Origin of the sequence: Henriciella marina DSM 19595, from assembly GCF_000376805.1 — a bacterium.
In the GTDB taxonomy this organism is placed as follows: domain Bacteria; phylum Pseudomonadota; class Alphaproteobacteria; order Caulobacterales; family Hyphomonadaceae; genus Henriciella; species Henriciella marina.
Window position 1 is genome coordinate 741,830 of sequence record NZ_AQXT01000002.1, and the last position, 16,401, is coordinate 758,230.

16 protein-coding genes are annotated in these 16,401 nt (G+C 59.8%); 12 read left to right on the forward strand and 4 right to left on the reverse strand.

Going from position 1 to position 16,401, the window contains the following annotated elements; genetic code table 11:
* Positions 1–68 precede the first annotated feature (68 nt).
* The 4 genes from F550_RS0103765 to F550_RS0103780 are packed head-to-tail and all read right to left on the reverse strand — an operon-like array spanning position 69 to position 4,758.
* Positions 69–845, reverse strand: coding sequence for an alpha/beta fold hydrolase (locus F550_RS0103765; RefSeq protein WP_018147194.1), 777 nt, complete (start codon positions 843–845; stop codon positions 69–71).
* Between the two features lie 12 nt (positions 846–857).
* Positions 858–1,433, reverse strand: coding sequence for an anthranilate synthase component II (locus F550_RS0103770; protein WP_018147195.1), 576 nt, complete (start codon positions 1,431–1,433; stop codon positions 858–860).
* Entirely contained in the window at positions 1,430–2,860 is a 1,431-nt protein-coding gene (trpE, locus tag F550_RS0103775; RefSeq protein ID WP_018147196.1) for an anthranilate synthase component I, read from the reverse strand. The genes F550_RS0103770 and trpE overlap by 4 nt, the downstream gene beginning before the upstream one ends.
* Positions 2,857–4,758 carry a peptidylprolyl isomerase gene (locus F550_RS0103780; RefSeq protein ID WP_018147197.1) on the reverse strand — a complete coding sequence of 634 codons (1,902 nt, stop codon included), beginning with the start codon at positions 4,756–4,758 and terminating at the stop codon, positions 2,857–2,859. Before F550_RS0103780 ends, trpE begins: the two co-directional genes overlap by 4 nt.
* A 75-nt stretch (positions 4,759–4,833) precedes the next feature.
* Between F550_RS0103780 and tpiA the strand changes: the two genes are divergently transcribed.
* The 12 genes from tpiA to pdeM all read left to right on the forward strand — a co-directional run bounded on the left by tpiA (position 4,834) and on the right by pdeM (position 16,401).
* Positions 4,834–5,601: a triose-phosphate isomerase gene (gene tpiA / locus F550_RS0103785; RefSeq protein WP_040500439.1), complete on the forward strand. Its 768-nt coding sequence runs from the start codon at positions 4,834–4,836 to the stop codon at positions 5,599–5,601.
* Positions 5,602–5,668: 67 nt separating this feature from the next.
* A complete protein-coding gene (secG, locus tag F550_RS18825) occupies positions 5,669–6,172 on the forward strand; it encodes a preprotein translocase subunit SecG (protein WP_018147199.1) in 504 nt (167 codons plus the stop codon).
* A gap of 59 nt (positions 6,173–6,231) precedes the next feature.
* Positions 6,232–7,866, forward strand: a complete 1,635-nt coding sequence (locus F550_RS0103795; protein WP_018147200.1) for a CTP synthase — start codon at positions 6,232–6,234, stop codon at positions 7,864–7,866.
* 87 nt (positions 7,867–7,953) lie between these two features.
* Positions 7,954–8,133 carry a 50S ribosomal protein L32 gene (rpmF, locus tag F550_RS0103800; protein ID WP_026180546.1) on the forward strand — a complete coding sequence of 60 codons (180 nt, stop codon included), beginning with the start codon at positions 7,954–7,956 and terminating at the stop codon, positions 8,131–8,133.
* 110 nt (positions 8,134–8,243) lie between these two features.
* Positions 8,244–9,518, forward strand: a complete 1,275-nt coding sequence (eno, locus tag F550_RS0103805) for a phosphopyruvate hydratase (protein WP_018147202.1) — start codon at positions 8,244–8,246, stop codon at positions 9,516–9,518.
* Between the two features lie 77 nt (positions 9,519–9,595).
* Entirely contained in the window at positions 9,596–9,895 is a 300-nt protein-coding gene (locus F550_RS16770; protein ID WP_169332241.1) for an FtsB family cell division protein, read from the forward strand.
* Between the two features lie 69 nt (positions 9,896–9,964).
* A complete protein-coding gene (gene pdhA / locus F550_RS0103815) occupies positions 9,965–10,984 on the forward strand; it encodes a pyruvate dehydrogenase (acetyl-transferring) E1 component subunit alpha (RefSeq protein ID WP_018147204.1) in 1,020 nt (339 codons plus the stop codon).
* Positions 10,984–12,414, forward strand: coding sequence for a pyruvate dehydrogenase complex E1 component subunit beta (locus F550_RS0103820; protein WP_018147205.1), 1,431 nt, complete (start codon positions 10,984–10,986; stop codon positions 12,412–12,414). The genes pdhA and F550_RS0103820 overlap by 1 nt, the downstream gene beginning before the upstream one ends.
* A complete protein-coding gene (locus F550_RS18360) occupies positions 12,404–12,727 on the forward strand; it encodes a DUF5076 domain-containing protein (RefSeq protein ID WP_018147206.1) in 324 nt (107 codons plus the stop codon). The genes F550_RS0103820 and F550_RS18360 overlap by 11 nt, the downstream gene beginning before the upstream one ends.
* On the forward strand, positions 12,727–14,169 hold the full coding sequence (locus F550_RS0103830) for a pyruvate dehydrogenase complex dihydrolipoamide acetyltransferase (RefSeq protein WP_018147207.1): 1,443 nt from the start codon (positions 12,727–12,729) through the stop codon (positions 14,167–14,169). Before F550_RS18360 ends, F550_RS0103830 begins: the two co-directional genes overlap by 1 nt.
* A 15-nt stretch (positions 14,170–14,184) precedes the next feature.
* Positions 14,185–15,594 carry a dihydrolipoyl dehydrogenase gene (lpdA, locus tag F550_RS0103835; protein WP_018147208.1) on the forward strand — a complete coding sequence of 470 codons (1,410 nt, stop codon included), beginning with the start codon at positions 14,185–14,187 and terminating at the stop codon, positions 15,592–15,594.
* A 72-nt stretch (positions 15,595–15,666) separates the two neighbouring features.
* A complete protein-coding gene (pdeM, locus tag F550_RS0103840; protein WP_018147209.1) occupies positions 15,667–16,401 on the forward strand; it encodes a ligase-associated DNA damage response endonuclease PdeM in 735 nt (244 codons plus the stop codon).

The window sequence follows — 16,401 nt, forward strand, 5'->3', positions numbered from 1 at the left end:
CTCTTGGCGTTGTCTCTGCCGCAGTGCGATAGACATGAAGCCCCGCCGGATCAACAGGGCACGGCGTCTCAATAGTCGAGCGACGTAAGAACGGACGTGAGAACGTCCGGCGACAGGGCGAGGTCGCGGTGCCCGAAGCCTTCGAATTCAACGAGGTGGGCGTTTTCCAGTGCATCGACCAGAGCGCGCATTGGCTCGATGGGGCATTGCTCATCTGCGTGGGAGCCAATCACGACGATCTTGCCGTCAAACCGAGAGAGCGCAGCAGCCATGTCAGGACCGTCGATTTCATAGCCCAGTTCTTCGCGGTAGAGGCGTTCTGCCTCTTCGATGACAGCCTCGCTAACGCCTTTCTTGCGCTGGCGATCGGCAAAGCCGCTTCCGGTCAGGGAGAGGGGCGGGGCGATCATGATCAGGTAATCGGCCTCTGCGCCAAGTTCGATGGCTCTGGCGGCGGCTCGACCTCCGAATGAATGCGTGATGATCGCATCGACCGGCCCATGCTGGACAGTAACATCGTGTACGCACTGGCCGGCCGTCTTCCAGTTACAGGCTTCAAGCTGTGACGCGCCATGACCTGGCAGATCCATGAGAAGGACGGGGCGGCCATTCTGGATGAAGTCCATCGCGAAGTGCCGCCAGACACGGTGCGTATCATCCCAGCCATGGATGAAGAGTGTCGTGGCACCTTGCGGTCCAGCGCGCCAGAGCGGTGTCGTCCCGAACTCGCCCTCGGCCTGGAACCGGGTATCGGGTGGGAGAAGATTTTGACCGGGCGCCGCACTTGGCGAGCGGGGCCGCAAATCTTCGAGAAGCTCTTTTGCTGCGCGGGTGGTTTCGTCCATCTGTGGGGCTCCCTAGGCCTGACGCGTCAACCTGACGAAGTTCTCCACCATCTCATGACCGTATTCGGTACGGATCGATTCGGGGTGAAACTGGACCCCATAGAGCGGACGGCTGCGGTGATGCACGGCCATGACCTCTCCGTCATCTGTCCAGGCGTTGGCAATCAGCGTGTCTGGCAGCTTGTCTTTGGGAATGGCGAGCGAGTGGTAGCGAACGACTTCGAAGCGCTCCGGCAGGCCATCGAAAATTCCGGTCTGCATCGTTCGGATCGTCGAGACCTTTCCGTGCAGGATGGCGCCGGCTTTGACGACGGGCTCGCCCATGGCGTCGCCGATAGCTTGATGGCCAAGACAAACGCCGAGTATCGGTAGCGTGTTTTCCGCATGCTTGATGAAATCGACGCAGATCCCGGCTTCACGCGGCGTGCAAGGGCCGGGCGAGAGGACAACACCATCAGGATTGAGCGCCAGCGCGTCCTCAACGCTCAGCTCGTCATTGCGGATGACCCGTGTGGGCGCGCCCGCCTGTTCGACATAGTGGACCAGATTCCAGGTGAAGCTGTCATAATTGTCGATGACGAGGATCATTGGTCGAACTCATAGATGGCCGCGAGGTCGGCGGCGCGTTTCAGGGCCCCGGCCTTGTGGACGGTTTCGGCGAACTCATACTCTGGGTCGCTGTCGAGTACGACGCCGCCGCCGGCCTGCACATGGACCTGGCCGTCCTTCAGAACGGCTGTGCGCAGGGCAATGCAGGTGTCCATGTCGCCATTCCAGCCGAAATAGCCGACCGCGCCGCCGTAAATGCCGCGCCGCGATGTTTCGAGCTTGTCGATGATCTGCATGGCGCGAATTTTGGGGGCGCCGGAGACTGTCCCTGCCGGAAGGCCAGCTAGAAGCGCGTCCACCGCGTCGAGGCCTTCGCGCAGATTGCCTTCGACATGGCTGACTATGTGCATGACGTGGCTATAACGCTCGACGATGAATTGTTCGCTGACTTCTACGCTGCCATAGGCGGCGACGCGGCCAACATCATTACGCCCAAGGTCGAGGAGCATGAGGTGCTCTGAACATTCTTTCTCGTCGGCGAGCAGGTCTGCTGCGCGGCGGGCATCTTCGACCGGGTCGCCGGACCGGGGTCTTGTGCCTGCGATCGGGCGGATCGCGACCCGGCCATCGCGCAGGCGCACCAGGATTTCCGGGCTGGAGCCAACCAGACGCACATCGCCCATATTCATATGAAACATGAAGGCCGACGGGTTGAGGCGTCTAAGGGCGCGATAAAGACTGATCGACTGGCGCTTGAACGGCGCTGAGAAGCGCTGGCTCGGTACGATCTGGAAGGTATCCCCGGCGCGAGCGTATTCCACCGCCTCTCGGACCATCTCGAAATAACGCGACTTGCTGGTGTTCGACTGGAAATCGAGCGCATCGCTGGACTGGTCGCGGGGCGACATGGGGGAGGGGTTCTGCAAAAGCGCCTCAATCCGGTCGAGACGGCTATTGGCGTCGGCTTCGGCGCCGGTTGCATGACGCCCGATCAGGACAAGCTCCTGATAGAGGTGATCGAAGACGATCACGACACCCGGAATGACCAGAACGCATTCAGCGACATTGAGATCGTCGCGTGCTTTGATCTCCACCGGTTCGACATACTGGATCATGTCGTAGCCGATATAGCCAAATGCGCCCGATGCCATTGGCGGCAGATCAGGCTCAGCGGTTTCGGCTTTGGCCATCTCGACGAACTGGCGAAGGGCGCTGATAGGGTCAGCGTCAATGGCGCGTGCGTCGCTGAAATCGGATTGCGCCGAGAGCTCGGCTTGGCCGTTCAGGATGCGAAACCATTGCAGAGGCTCGACACCGACAAAGGAATACCGGCCGAGTCGTTCGCCGCCATGGATCGACTCAAACAGAAATGAGCCTGGCTGGTCCGGGCCGAGCTTCAGCATGGCCGACACCGGCGTTTCGATATCGCCAATCCGCCGCCTTACAATCAGCCGGTCGCGGCTCATGTGTCGGGGTTTACCCGGGCCTTGTAGGAGGCGAGGGCACCCTCATTCACCTTGAGTTCGACGTCGCTCTGAATGTCGGTCACAAAGGCGTTGAAGAGATCATTCCCGATCGATTCCTGCAGCTCTGGGGTATCTGGCGTCGCCGTGCCGTCGGTAGTCAGGGCGGACCGGTCGATCCCAACAAGTTGAACAAGCGCGACAGCATCACCGGTCCGAAGGGGCGCGGTAAAGACGTTACCTTCCTCACGAAGCGAGAAGACGCCGCTTGCGAGTGCCGGCGGAATACCGCTTTCGGGCGATGGCTGACGGGTAAAGAAGACGTCGGGTGAGGTCAGTTCGACACCATACTCAGCCGCGCCTTCAGCAAAGCTCATCTCCCCGCTTTCGACCTGCCTCTTGATGGCGTCAGCAGCCTCCGAAAGAGCAGTGGAGCGACGCTGCATTTCAAGACCCGCGCGGAGATCTTCCCGAATATCTTCAAGGTCGGGCGTAAAGGGCTCAATCACTTCGTCGACACGCAGGATGTAGGCGTTTTCGTCCTCGCCAAAGCGCGATGTCTTGCTGTCGGCCGTCAGCTCGAATGCGCGCTGCAGGATCGCCGGATCCTGCTGCAGCACAGTGAGCTGCCTGCCGGTCTGCGTCGTGGCGGACCGGTCCACGGGCGCAAAACTCAAGACAGGGGTGCCCATTTCGAGGCCGATCTCTTCTAGGCTCGCGCCTGTGCCGATGAGATTATCGAGGCGCGAAATCGAGTCGTAATAGAGCCCAATCGCCTGCTCGCGCGACAGCACGTCCACGATCTCTTCACGGACAGCTTCGAATGGCTCGCTGGCGCCCGGCGTAATCGATTCCAGACGGGCGACGGTATAGAAGCGACCAGATTCGAACGGACCAAAAATGCTTCCGGGGGACGCCGCCTGTCCAAACAGGCGTTCTGCAAGGGATTGATTGGAAAGCGATGTCTGAAGGCCTGAGCGTTCAGATGAACTGACGAGACCTTGAATGGTCGAGGGTGCGGCGCCGCCAGCAATGCGGCCCAGCTGGGCGCGGGCGGCCTCTTCTGTCTCAAACACAAATTCCGTCCACGTCCGCGTGTCAGGCGCGGAATATTCTCGTGACTTCACGGACTCATAATAGGCGCGAAGCTCTTCGTGGGTGAATTCCGACTGGTTGACGAAATCATCGACCGTCAGATGAAGCAGGCTGACACGGCGGCGTTGCGGGTTCTCGAGCGCCGCCTTCTGTTCGTTGTAGTAGGTCGTCAGCTCCTCGTCCGTGACGGGATCAGGCTCAGGCAGATCCTCATTCGATATGAAGAACCACTGCGCTTTGCGTTCCTCGCCATCAAAGGCCGCCTGCAGGCGGGACATCGCATCCGGCGTGCGCAAGGCCGCCGCCACCGAGCGGCGCAGACGATTGATAGAGAGATCACGGCGCAGGAAGGTTTCAAAACTCGCAGGCGTGAAACCGGACTGGTTCAGAAGGCCACGATACAGAACAGGATCGAAACTGCCTGTATCGGATTCGAAGGCCTCATCGTTTCTGATCGCTTCGAGAACCGATGCAGTGCTAGCGCGAGCGCCGAGTTTGTCGGCATACGCAACAAGTGTCGTCTGAAGTAGCTCGCGCTGAAAAATCTGGTCGATTATCCCCCGCTCTGCGGCCTGGGCCTTGCTGATGGCGCGCCCACGATCGTCTTCAGCGGTGCGTAGCTGGCGCTCAACTTCCTGATCCAGCTGGCTCTCGGTGAGTTCGGTATCGCCTGCTACGGCAAGGTTGCCGCCGATGCCGCCTGCAAAGACGTCGGTCACGCCCCAGGCACCCATCGCCACGATGATAAGCAGAAAAAGAAGCCCCGCCAGTTTGGAGCGGAGCATGTTCCGGATCATGGTCAGCATATGCGCGTCGCCTCGCTAATTGCCTTGTAAGCCGCCGAACTGCTTGCTAGGCGAGCGCGCTGGGAGTTGCAAGACATGGAGAGCGGCATGGTCAGGCCCTTGATTGCTGGGAACTGGAAAATGAACGGCTTGTCGCAGTCGTGCGATACGATTGCCTCTATCGCCAGCGGCCTGGCCACATATGACGATGTTGCCGATTGCCTTATCTGTCCGCCTGCGACGCTGCTATCCAAAGTGGTCGAGGCGGCAAGTGGATCGCGCCTGAAGACGGGTGCGCAGGATTGCCATGCATCATCTTCCGGCGCGCACACGGGCGATATCGCAGCCGAAATGATCGCAGACATTGGCGGGGAGTACGTCATCATCGGTCATTCGGAACGCCGCGCTGATCATGGCGAGACCAGCGAGATGGTTGCGGCAAAAGCCGAGGCGGCATTCCGGGCCGGGCTTACCCCAATTATATGTATAGGCGAGACCCTTGAAGAGCGCGAGGCGGGCCGCACGATCGAAGTGGTGTCTTCGCAGCTGGCTGGCTCTATTCCGGCAAGTGCCTTTGGGAAGTCCTTTGTGGTCGCCTACGAACCTGTCTGGGCCATCGGGACGGGGAAGGTGGCTTCGACCGGGCAGGTTGAAGAAGTACACGACAAGATTCGCGAAATACTGGGCGAGCGTTTTCCAGGCCAGGCAGATGAGACACCCATCCTCTATGGCGGCTCCATGAAACCCGGCAATGCAGCTGAGCTTCTCGCTGTTGAAAATGTCGATGGCGGACTGATTGGTGGCGCGAGCTTGAAAGCGGAAGACTTTCTGGCCATCTACGCTGCCTGTGTCACCCAAAAGTGAGCTTGAGGGCTTGGCCTGAGCAGCTGAACGGCCTATCGGGCGCGATTGATATATCTAGGGACGATCCATGACCGTAATTCTCGTCATCCACATCCTGGCCAGCCTCGTGCTGGTTGGCGTCGTGCTAATGCAGCGCTCTGAAGGCGGAGCTCTGGGCGTTGGCGGCGGCGGCGGTGGCGGCGGAGGCGGCGGTCTGATGTCGGGCCGGGGCGCCGCTGGCGCGCTGGTTCGCACCACGATGATATTCGGGGCGATCTTCTTTATCACGAGCCTTGTCCTGACCACGATCACGACGCGTAGCCTCAGCGATAACCGCACCGATGTTGAGCGCGCGCTGGATGAAGAATTTGGCGGCAGCACCGGTAATACGCCGTTCGACCCGACAGATCCGACAGCACCTCTGCTCGACGAAGAGCCGGCAACGACGGCGATCCCTATGGACGATACGCTGGACCTGCCAGACACTACGGCACCGGAAGATACGTCCGACCCACTGGCTGCTGATGTGCCGCCAGACGCTGCCTCAGACGAGGACGCGAGCGATACGGCAGACGAGCAACCGCAGCCTTAATCACCATAAACTGACATGCGCGTGTGCGCATGTGCGCGAATCGGGCAAACTGACTTTCCATGATCCGCTATATTTTCATTACAGGCGGCGTGGTTTCCTCGCTGGGTAAGGGCATTGCGTCGGCCGCCATGGGCGCGCTTCTTCAGGCGCGCGGCTATAAGGTCAGGCTGCGCAAGCTCGATCCTTATCTGAACGTCGACCCCGGCACGATGTCGCCGCGCCAGCATGGCGAAGTCTTCGTTACGGATGATGGCGCCGAAACCGATCTCGACCTTGGTCATTATGAGCGGTTTACCGGCGTCTCCGCGCGCCAGTCCGACAACATCACGACCGGCCGCATCTATCAGTCCATCATCGAGAAGGAACGCCGCGGCGATTTCCTCGGCGCGACGATACAGGTCATTCCGCATGTAACCGATGCCATCAAGGATTTCATCCTGTCTGATCCGGGTGAGGATGTGGATTTCGTCCTTTGCGAGATTGGCGGCACGGTCGGCGACATCGAGGGGCTTCCGTTCTTCGAGGCCATTCGCCAGCTTGGGCAAGAGCTTGGACCCGAACGGACCTGCTTCATCCATCTGACGCTATTGCCTTACATTCCTGCGGCAGGCGAGATGAAGACCAAGCCGACCCAGCACTCGGTCAAGGAATTGCGCTCGATCGGTATCCAGCCGCAGATCCTGCTCTGTCGCTGTGACAGGCCAATCCCGGAGACCGAGAAGGGCAAGATTGCAAGCTTCTGTAATGTGCGCCCGTCCAGCGTCATCGAGGCGCGCGATGTTGGCCATATCTATGATGTTCCGTCTGCCTATCACGCAGAGGGTCTGGACACCGAAGTGCTCTGGCATTTCCGCATAAATGACGCGCCGCTGCCAGATCTGTCGCGCTGGAACGGAATCGCAGACACGATCCACAATCCAGATGGCGAGGTCTGTATCGGTCTTGTTGGCAAGTATACCGACGTGCCGGACGCCTATAAGTCGGTGTCCGAAGCGCTGGTGCATGGCGGTCTAGCAAACAAGGTGCGCGTACAGGTGCGGATGATCGATTCCGAACAGTTCGATGATGAGCATCACCCGCTCGACATCCTTGAGGGTGTTCACGGTGTCCTGCTGCCGGGCGGCTTTGGTGAGCGCGGCGCCCATGGAAAGATGCGCGCCGCCGGTTTTGCTCGCGAGAAGAAAATCCCCTGTTTCGGCATCTGCTACGGCATGCAGCTCTCTGTGGTTGAGGCCGCCCGCCAGCTCGCCGACATCAAGGCTGCGTCCACAACCGAGTTTGGCCCGACCGACGAACCCGTGGTCGGCCTCATTGAGGAATGGACTAAGGACAATGAGAAAATTGTTCGCGACGAGAACACCGACAAGGGTGGCACAATGCGGCTCGGCGCCTATCCAGCGCTACTAGAGCCAGGCAGCAAGGTCGCAGAAATCTACGGCACGACGGAGATCTCAGAGCGTCACCGTCACCGCTATGAGGTGAACCGCGCGTATATCGACAGGATGCGTGCCGAGGGCGTTCGATTCTCTGGCATGTCGCCGGACGGCCTTCTGCCGGAGATCATCGAACTGGACGATCATCCCTGGTTTATCGGTGTCCAGTTTCACCCCGAACTGAAATCCCGGCCCTTTGAGCCGCACCCGCTTTTTGCTAGCTTCATCAAAGCTGCCAAAGTGCAGTCCCGTCTCGTCTGACGGGTTGCATTCGGCGAGTCGCGCGGATATACGCGCGGTTTGATTTTCATGCGGTGTCACGGCATCGCGCAGAACTGGAACGACATCATGGCAGTCCCAAAGAGAAAAACGTCGCCGTCCAAGCGCAACATGCGCCGCGCTCACGATCGTCTGTCGACGCCGACCTTTATCGAAGACGCTGATTCCGGCGAGCTTCGTCGTCCGCACCACATCGACCTAAAGACAGGTATGTATCGCGGTCGTCAGATCATCGAACCACAAGACTAAACCTCGCGCGCAAACTTGCGCCGCGAGACAACACAAAGTAACCGACATGACGCCCCTGGGAGACCGGGGGCGTTGTCATATCTAGCGAATACCTGAAGAGAGTGCGCCCCATGAGCGAAATCGTCGATATCTATGCCCGCCAGATCCTCGATAGCCGCGGCAATCCAACCGTTGAGGTCGATGTAACGCTCGAAGACGGCGCAACCGGCCGCGCCGCCGTTCCATCCGGTGCCTCGACAGGCGCCTATGAAGCGCACGAGCTTCGCGATGGCGGCAAGGAATATGGCGGCAAGGGCGTCGGCCAGGCGGTCGATGCCGTGAATGGCGAGATCAATGACGAACTGGTCGGCATCGAAGCAACCGAGCAGCGCCTGATTGACGGACTGATGATCGAGCTCGACGGCACGGACAACAAGAAGCGCCTCGGCGCGAACGCCATTCTCGGCGTCTCAATGGCCGTTGCAAAGGCAGCTGCCGAAAGCTGCGGCCTTCCGCTTTACCGCTATATCGGCGGCTCGAATGCGCGCATCCTGCCGACCCCGATGATGAACATCATCAATGGCGGTGAGCACGCGAACAATCCGATCGACATTCAGGAATTCATGATCATGCCGGTCGCGGCCGAAAGTATCGCACATGCGGTGCAGGTCGGCTCCGAGGTCTTCCAGTCGCTGAAGAAGCTGCTGCATTCGGAAGGTCACAACACCGCCGTTGGCGATGAGGGCGGCTTTGCGCCTGATCTTTCCTCCACCGAGGAAGCCATCGCGTATATTATGAAGGCCATCGAGAAGGCCGGCTATACGCCGGGCGACGAAGTGGCGCTTGCGCTCGATTCCGCCTCAACCGAGTTCTACAAGGACGGAAAGTACGTCCTCGCAGGTGAGAACAAGACGCTCGATGCCGAGGGCATGGCCCGCTACCTCGAAGATCTCGTCGACCGCTATCCGATCATCTCGATCGAGGACGGGATGGCAGAGGATGACTGGGATGGCTGGGGCGTCCTGACAGAAGCGATTGGTGACAAGTGCCAGCTGGTGGGCGACGATCTCTTCGTGACCAACCCGGAGCGTCTCGCCATGGGCCTCGAGCGCGGCGCGGCCAACTCGATCCTGGTCAAGGTCAACCAGATCGGCACGCTCTCTGAGACGCTTGACGCCGTCGAGCTGGCGCACCGCCATGCCTATACCGCTGTCATGTCTCACCGCTCAGGTGAGACCGAGGATTACACGATTGCTGACCTCGCCGTTGCGGTAAACTGTGGACAGATCAAGACAGGCTCTCTGTCGCGTTCTGACCGCCTCGCCAAGTACAATCAGCTGATCCGTATTGAGGAAGAGCTGGGTGCAGCGGCGCTCTATGCAGGCCGTATGCTCATCAACGCCTAAGTTCGGGCGCCAGACGTAAGACAATATTTACCTAAATGGAGTCCTCTGCCGATTCGCTCATTGACAGAGGAGTTTTCATGGCCCCGAAATATGCAGCTGCAGGTCTCACGGCGCTGATTGCCTATTTTGCGTACCATGCATTTGCTGGCGAGCAGGGCCTTGGCAGCTGGACCGATCTTCAACAGGAGCTGTCTGAAAAGCAGGCCGAACTTGATGCCATCCAGGCAGCCAATGACGTGCTGCGACGGGACATCGCACGGCTGACACCAGGCCGGATCGATGCCGATCTTGTCGAGCTCATGGCCCGCGAAGACCTCGACCTTGTCTACCGGGATGAGATAATTGTCATAAACGATACCTCCGGGGCTGCATTTTGACATAGGTGCTAAAACTGGACGAAGGCGGTCTAAAACGTACATAAGTAGGTCTCGATAAAGGGAGGCCTCATGGCCAAGACGCCGTCCAGAAGCAAGACTTCCAAATCCCCGCCAAAGCTCAAGCGCGACGAAGCGCTGAAATACTATCGCGACATGCTGCTGATCCGCCGTTTCGAGGAACGGGCCGGTCAGCTTTATGGCATGGGCAAGATTGCCGGGTTCTGTCACCTCTATATTGGTCAGGAAGCTGTCGTGACCGGCATGCAGGCCTGCCTGAAAGAGGGTGACCAGATCGTTACCGGCTACCGCGACCACGGACATATGCTCGCCTGCGACATGGACCCAAAAGGTGTCATGGCAGAGCTGACCGGCCGGGCCGATGGCTATTCCAAGGGCAAGGGCGGCTCCATGCACATGTTCTCGCGGGAGAAGAATTTCTTCGGTGGACACGGCATTGTCGGCGCGCAGGTGCCTATCGGGACCGGTCTAGGCTTCTCCAACAAGTATCGCTGCACGGACAATATCTGCGTGACCTATTTCGGCGACGGCGCGGCCAATCAGGGTCAGGTCTATGAGAGCTTCAACATGGCGTCTCTCTGGGATCTGCCGGTCGTCTATGTGATCGAGAACAACCAGTACGCCATGGGCACGAGCGTTGCGCGCGCATCGGCGGAAACCGAGCTTTTCAAACGCGGTATCTCGTTCGAGATCGAGGGCGAGGAAGTTGACGGCATGGACGTCTACGCCGTGAAGGCGGCAGGCGAGAAGGCCGTCAAATATGCGCGGTCTGGCAAAGGGCCGTACATCCTCGAGATGAAGACCTATCGTTATCGCGGCCACTCCATGTCGGATCCGGCAAAGTACCGCAAGCGCGAAGAGGTGGACGACATCCGTACCCATCATGACCCGATTGACGGCCTCAAAGGCCACCTGCTTGAGCAGGAGATCGCAACCGAAGAAGAGCTGAAAGAACTCGACAAGGAGATCAAGGAACTGGTGAAGGCGGCAGCGGATTTCTCCCTCGATAGCCCCGAGCCGAACCCGGAAGAACTCTGGACCGATGTGTTGCGCGAAGTGGAGTCTGCCTGATGGCCATCGACATATTGATGCCGGCCCTTTCGCCGACCATGGAAGAAGGCACGCTTGCGCGCTGGCTCAAGAAGGAAGGCGACGAGATTTCGTCCGGCGACATCATCGCCGAAATCGAAACCGACAAGGCGACGATGGAAGTCGAAGCGGTCGATGAAGGCACGCTCGCGAAGATCCTCGTCCCCGAGGGCTCTGAGAATGTGAAGGTCAACGCGGTCATCGCGCGCCTCGCCGAAGAAGGCGAAAGTGTCGATGATGTGGATGACGCGCCAGCGGGCGACGACGATACAAAGGCATCAAAGGCCCAGACCGAAGCCAAGGACGCCCCCGCCACTGAAGGCGACGGTAATGAAAGCGATGACGCATCTGAGGATGAGGGCGCGTCGGCACCGCCGCAGCCAGATGAAGATACGCTGACCGATCCCGACGTGCCCGAGGGCACGAACTTCATCGACACGAGCGTTCGCGATGCGTTGCGCGATGCGATGGCCGAGGAAATGCGCCGCGACGAAACCGTATTCGTCATGGGCGAGGAAGTCGCCGAGTATCAGGGCGCCTACAAGGTGACCCGCGAGCTGCTTCAGGAGTTCGGCGACAAGCGCGTTGTCGATACACCGATCACCGAGCACGGTTTTGCCGGTCTTGGCGTCGGTGCGGCCTTTGGCGGTCTTCGCCCCATCGTTGAATTCATGACCTTCAATTTCGCCATGCAGGCGATTGACCAGATCATCAACTCTGCGGCCAAGACGCTATATATGTCCGGCGGTCAGATGGGGTGCCCGATCGTGTTCCGTGGCCCGAATGGCGCCGCCTCACGTGTCGGCGCGCAGCACAGCCAGGACTACAGCAACTGGTATGCGCATGTGCCCGGCCTGAAAGTCGTCGCGCCTTATGACGCGGCTGACGCCAAGGGCCTTCTAAAGGCCGCGATCCGTGACCCGAACCCGGTGGTCTTCCTGGAGCATGAGCTGCTCTATGGTGAAAGCTTCCCGGTTCCGGACGTTGAAGATTACGTTCTGCCGATCGGAAAGGCGCGTGTGCGCCGGACGGGCAGCGACGTGACGCTTGTTGCCCATTCCCGCATGGTCGGGTTCGCGCTTCAGGCGGCTGAAAAGCTGGCCGAAGAGGGCATCGACGCAGAGGTTATCGACCTTCGCTCGCTTCGCCCGCTCGATACGGATACGGTTATCGAAAGCGTGAAGAAGACCAACAGGATCGTCACCTGCGAAGAGGGCTGGCGGTTCATGGGGGTGGGCGCTGAGATCTGCGCGACCGTGGTGAACGAAGCGTTCGATTACCTCGACGCGCCACCAACCCGCGTACACCAGAAGGATGTGCCTCTCCCGTACGCAGCGAACCTGGAAGCCATGAGCCTTCCGGGCACAGCAGACATCATCAAGGCGGCAAAGCAGGTGTGTTATGTCAAGTGATCACAAGGAACTGTCGAAGCCGGACACGATCCAGCATGATGCATTCGCGCAGGAGATGATCCGGTTCTGGATCTCCAATAATCAGGATCATGTGAGCCTGAAAGTCGGGGCGTCCGGAGATCCGGAGAAGGAGCCGCCCATGTGGGGCTTCATGCTGGCGGACATTGCCAAACATGTGACCAAGGTTCTTCGCGAGCAGAATCCGGATGGCCCTCCTGCCCAAGAGATCATGGAACAGATACTGGGCGGCATTGGCGAGCGTCTGCGGCATGCGCCGGGCCTCACTGGAACGACGCGGAAGGTCGAAAGCTAATGGCCATCAATATCACCATGCCTGCGCTTTCGCCGACCATGGAGGAAGGCACGCTTGCCCGCTGGCTCGTGAAGCCAGGTGACACGGTTTCGTCCGGCGACATCATTGCTGAAATCGAGACCGACAAGGCGACGATAGAAGTCGAGGCCGTCGACGAAGGTACGATTGCGCAGATCGTGGTCGATGCCGGTACCGAAGGCGTGAAGGTCAATTCCGTGATCGCCGTCCTCGCCGAGGAAGGCGAAGACCCCGATAGGGTCGAAGCGCCCAAGAGCGATGCTGGAAACGGCGAGGCAGACGATAAGAAGAAGGCTGAGGCTGAAGCTGAGCCGGAGAAAGATGCCAAGCCTGACCAGACGAAGGCCGATGATAGCGCCTCCCACAAGAAGAATGCAGAACGCACAACCGACAAGTCGGAGACGGCACAAAAGCCGCGCGAGGCCGAGAGCAAGGACCTTTCGAAAGAGCTGGAAGGCACGCCGCCAAAGCTGGCGGATGTCGGCTCCGGCAAGGACCGCATCAAGGCGAGCCCGCTCGCACGCAGGATCGCCGCGCTTCGGGACGTCGATCTCTCTACACTTGAGGGGTCCGGCCCGCACGGGCGTATCGTGAAGGCCGACGTCGAAGCGGCAGAGCCCGGCAAGAAAAAGGCCGCCCCAGAAAAATCCGCCGCCGGCGCACCATCTGCTGCGCCGCAAGCACCGGACGGCCTCATCCTGCCGCAAGTGCTTGATGACCGCGTCTATGACCCTGACAGCTATGAACTCGAACCGCTGGACGGTATGCGCAAGACGGTCGCCAAGCGCCTGACGCAAAGCTTCATGCAGGTGCCGCACTTCCCGCTCAACATCGACATCAAGCTCGACAAGCTTCTGGCGTCTCGCGCCGACATCAATGAGGCGGCGCCAGAGGGCGTGAAGATCTCGGTCAATGACATGCTGATCAAGGCATCTGCCCTGGCGCTCATGTCAGAACCAGATTGCAATGCGAGCTTCACCGACAAGGGCATCGCCTACCACAAGTCGGCGCATATTTCGGTGGCAGTCGCGATAGATGGCGGCCTCATCACGCCGGTCATCCGCGATGCGCAGACTAAGGGTCTTGCGACGATCTCAAGAGAGATGAAAGACCTCGCCACGCGGGCACGCGAGCGCAAGCTCAAGCCTCAGGAATATTCCGGCGGGACGTTCTCAATCTCGAACCTCGGCATGTTTGGCATCAAGTCCTTTGGCTCGATCATCAACCAGCCTGAAGGCATGATCCTGTCTGTCGGGGCAGGGGAGAAGCGTGCCGTCGTCAATGAGGCCGATGAGGTTGTGCCGGCAACGGTGATGACTGTGACGCTGTCATGCGACCACCGCGTCATTGGCGGGGCAGAGGGGGCTAAATGGCTCGCCGCCTTCAAGCGCTATGTCGAACACCCGCAGAGCATGCTGCTTTAGAACTGGAGGCCAAGAATGGCTGACTATGATCTCATCGTCATCGGCTCCGGCCCTGGCGGATATGTTGCTGCAATTCGCGCAACCCAGCTTGGGTTGAAGACAGCCATTGTCGAGCGCGAGAGCCTGGGGGGCATCTGCCTCAACTGGGGCTGTATCCCGACCAAGGCGCTGCTGCGGTCGGCGGAGGTTCTGCACTATGCCAAGAACGCCGAGCAGTTCGGTCTGAAGATCGACAAGGCTGGCTTTGATCTCGACGCGGTTGTCAAACGCTCTCGCGGTGTCGCCAAGCAGCTTTCTTCCGGCGTCAGCCACCTCATGAAGAAGAACAAGATCGATGTCATCATGGGTGAGGCGACCCTGAAGAACGGCAAGCCTGTACCGACCGTGTCGGTCAAGGACAAGGGCGGCAAGACAAACGAATACAAGGCAAAGAACGTCATTCTTGCGACAGGGGCTCGGGCGCGCGCTATCCCTCAGGCAGGCCTTGAACCGGACGGCGATCTGGTCTGGACTTATCGCGAAGCCATGGTGCCGAAGGAAACGCCAAAGAAGCTGCTCGTCATCGGATCAGGGGCCATCGGGATTGAGTTTGCGAGCTTCTATAACGAGCTTGGCAGCGACGTGACGGTAGTCGAAGCCGTCGACCGGATCCTGCCTGTCGAGGACGAGGAAATCTCGACGTTCGCACGCAAACAGTTCGAGAAGCAGGGCATCAAGTTCCATACGGGCGCGCAGGTCAAATCCCTCAAGAAGGGCAAAGGCAAAGTTACCGCTGACATATCTTCGGGCGACAAGACCGAGCAGCTAGAGGTTGACCGCGTCATCCTCGCCATCGGTATCGTCGGCAATGTCGAAGGCCTCGGCCTGGAAGAGCTGGGCGTGAAGGTCGAGAAGACCCATGTGGTGGTCGACGGCTTTGGCCGGACCGATGTTGATGGGCTGTATGCGATCGGAGACCTAACGGGCGGCCCATGGCTCGCACACAAGGCAAGCCATGAAGGCGTCATGTGCGTCGAGGGCATTGCGGGCGCGAAGGACGCGCACGCCTTTGATCCCTGGAACGTGCCGGGCTGTACCTATTCGCACCCGCAGATCGCCTCGGTTGGTCTTACTGAAGCGCAGGCGAAAGAGGCCGGTCACAAGGTCAAGGTTGGAAAGTTCCCCTTTATCGGCAACGGCAAGGCAATTGCGCTTGGTGCAAGCGAAGGTCTGGTGAAGACGGTCTTCGACGCTGAGACGGGCGAATTGCTCGGCGCCCATATGATCGGCGCGGAAGTGACGGAACTCATCCAGGGCTATGTCATCGCAAGGGAAGGCGAGCTGACGGAAGAGACCCTGATGCACACCATCTTCCCGCATCCGACCCTCTCGGAAATGATGCATGAGAGCGTGCTGGCTTCGCAGGGCCGGGTCATTCACATGTAATCGGCTAGAGAGGCGCAGTCCGACCCGCATCCCGAAATTGACCTGTTGCGCGGCGCCCGGCATGTTCGGGTCATGTCGGCACCCCTCAGAAACACCGGGTATACAGTCCAGCTGCACCTTCGCGGCGAGCTGTTTACACCGCTCGCCCAAGGCGCACTCTGGTGGGCTGCCGAGCGCACGCTAGTCGTGTCTGACCTCCATCTGGAGAAGGGCTCAAGCTATGCCCGGCGCGGTCAGCTGCTCCCGCCATACGATACCAGCGCGACGCTGAAACTGGTTGAAGCGCTTGTCGCAGAGTTTGCACCAGATTGCGTCATTTCCCTTGGCGACAGCTTTCATGACCCGCTTGCTGAAGCGCGGCTATCACCCGCAGAGCGCGTGCGGATACGTGCGCTGACAGCGCAGACGGACTGGGTCTGGGTAGAGGGAAACCATGATCCTGATCCCCCGGCTCATCTTGGCGGCCGGGGCGTGAAAGTGTTACGAAAGGGCCCTTGCGTCTTCCGCCACGAGCCGACTGGAGAGGCGGGTGAGCTTTCGGGACACCTTCACCCAGTGGCACGCGTCAGAGGCCGCGGCCGCTCCCTGCGCCGCAAGTGCTTCGTTACCGACGGGCATCGGCTCATCATGCCGTCCATGGGTACATTTACAGGCGGTTTGAATATTCTCGACGACGCCGTCAGCCGCCACTTCACGGGTGGCCTGATGGTGTTTGCGGCGGGCGATGCCCACGTTCACATGGTCGACCGCAGGCTGCTTACGCATGATATCGCGAACACACAGCGGGGTGGTCACTGGCGTTTGTAA

Bases quoted from the DNA above. Each gene is read 5' to 3' on its own strand.
- F550_RS18360 (WP_018147206.1), top strand. From the start codon at position 12,404: ATGTCAAGTGATCACAAGGAACTGTCGAAGCCGGACACGATCCAGCAT.
- F550_RS0103770 (WP_018147195.1), bottom strand. From the start codon at position 1,433: ATGATCCTCGTCATCGACAATTATGACAGCTTCACCTGGAATCTGGTC.
- rpmF (WP_026180546.1), top strand. From the start codon at position 7,954: ATGGCAGTCCCAAAGAGAAAAACGTCGCCGTCCAAGCGCAACATGCGC.
- tpiA (WP_040500439.1), top strand. From the start codon at position 4,834: ATGGAGAGCGGCATGGTCAGGCCCTTGATTGCTGGGAACTGGAAAATG.
- lpdA (WP_018147208.1), top strand. From the start codon at position 14,185: ATGGCTGACTATGATCTCATCGTCATCGGCTCCGGCCCTGGCGGATAT.
- F550_RS0103820 (WP_018147205.1), top strand. From the start codon at position 10,984: ATGGCCATCGACATATTGATGCCGGCCCTTTCGCCGACCATGGAAGAA.
- trpE (WP_018147196.1), bottom strand. From the start codon at position 2,860: ATGAGCCGCGACCGGCTGATTGTAAGGCGGCGGATTGGCGATATCGAA.
- F550_RS16770 (WP_169332241.1), top strand. From the start codon at position 9,596: ATGGCCCCGAAATATGCAGCTGCAGGTCTCACGGCGCTGATTGCCTAT.
- F550_RS0103830 (WP_018147207.1), top strand. From the start codon at position 12,727: ATGGCCATCAATATCACCATGCCTGCGCTTTCGCCGACCATGGAGGAA.
- eno (WP_018147202.1), top strand. From the start codon at position 8,244: ATGAGCGAAATCGTCGATATCTATGCCCGCCAGATCCTCGATAGCCGC.
- F550_RS0103780 (WP_018147197.1), bottom strand. From the start codon at position 4,758: ATGCTGACCATGATCCGGAACATGCTCCGCTCCAAACTGGCGGGGCTT.
- F550_RS0103795 (WP_018147200.1), top strand. From the start codon at position 6,232: ATGATCCGCTATATTTTCATTACAGGCGGCGTGGTTTCCTCGCTGGGT.
- pdeM (WP_018147209.1), top strand. From the start codon at position 15,667: ATGTCGGCACCCCTCAGAAACACCGGGTATACAGTCCAGCTGCACCTT.
- F550_RS0103765 (WP_018147194.1), bottom strand. From the start codon at position 845: ATGGACGAAACCACCCGCGCAGCAAAAGAGCTTCTCGAAGATTTGCGG.
- pdhA (WP_018147204.1), top strand. From the start codon at position 9,965: ATGGCCAAGACGCCGTCCAGAAGCAAGACTTCCAAATCCCCGCCAAAG.
- secG (WP_018147199.1), top strand. From the start codon at position 5,669: ATGACCGTAATTCTCGTCATCCACATCCTGGCCAGCCTCGTGCTGGTT.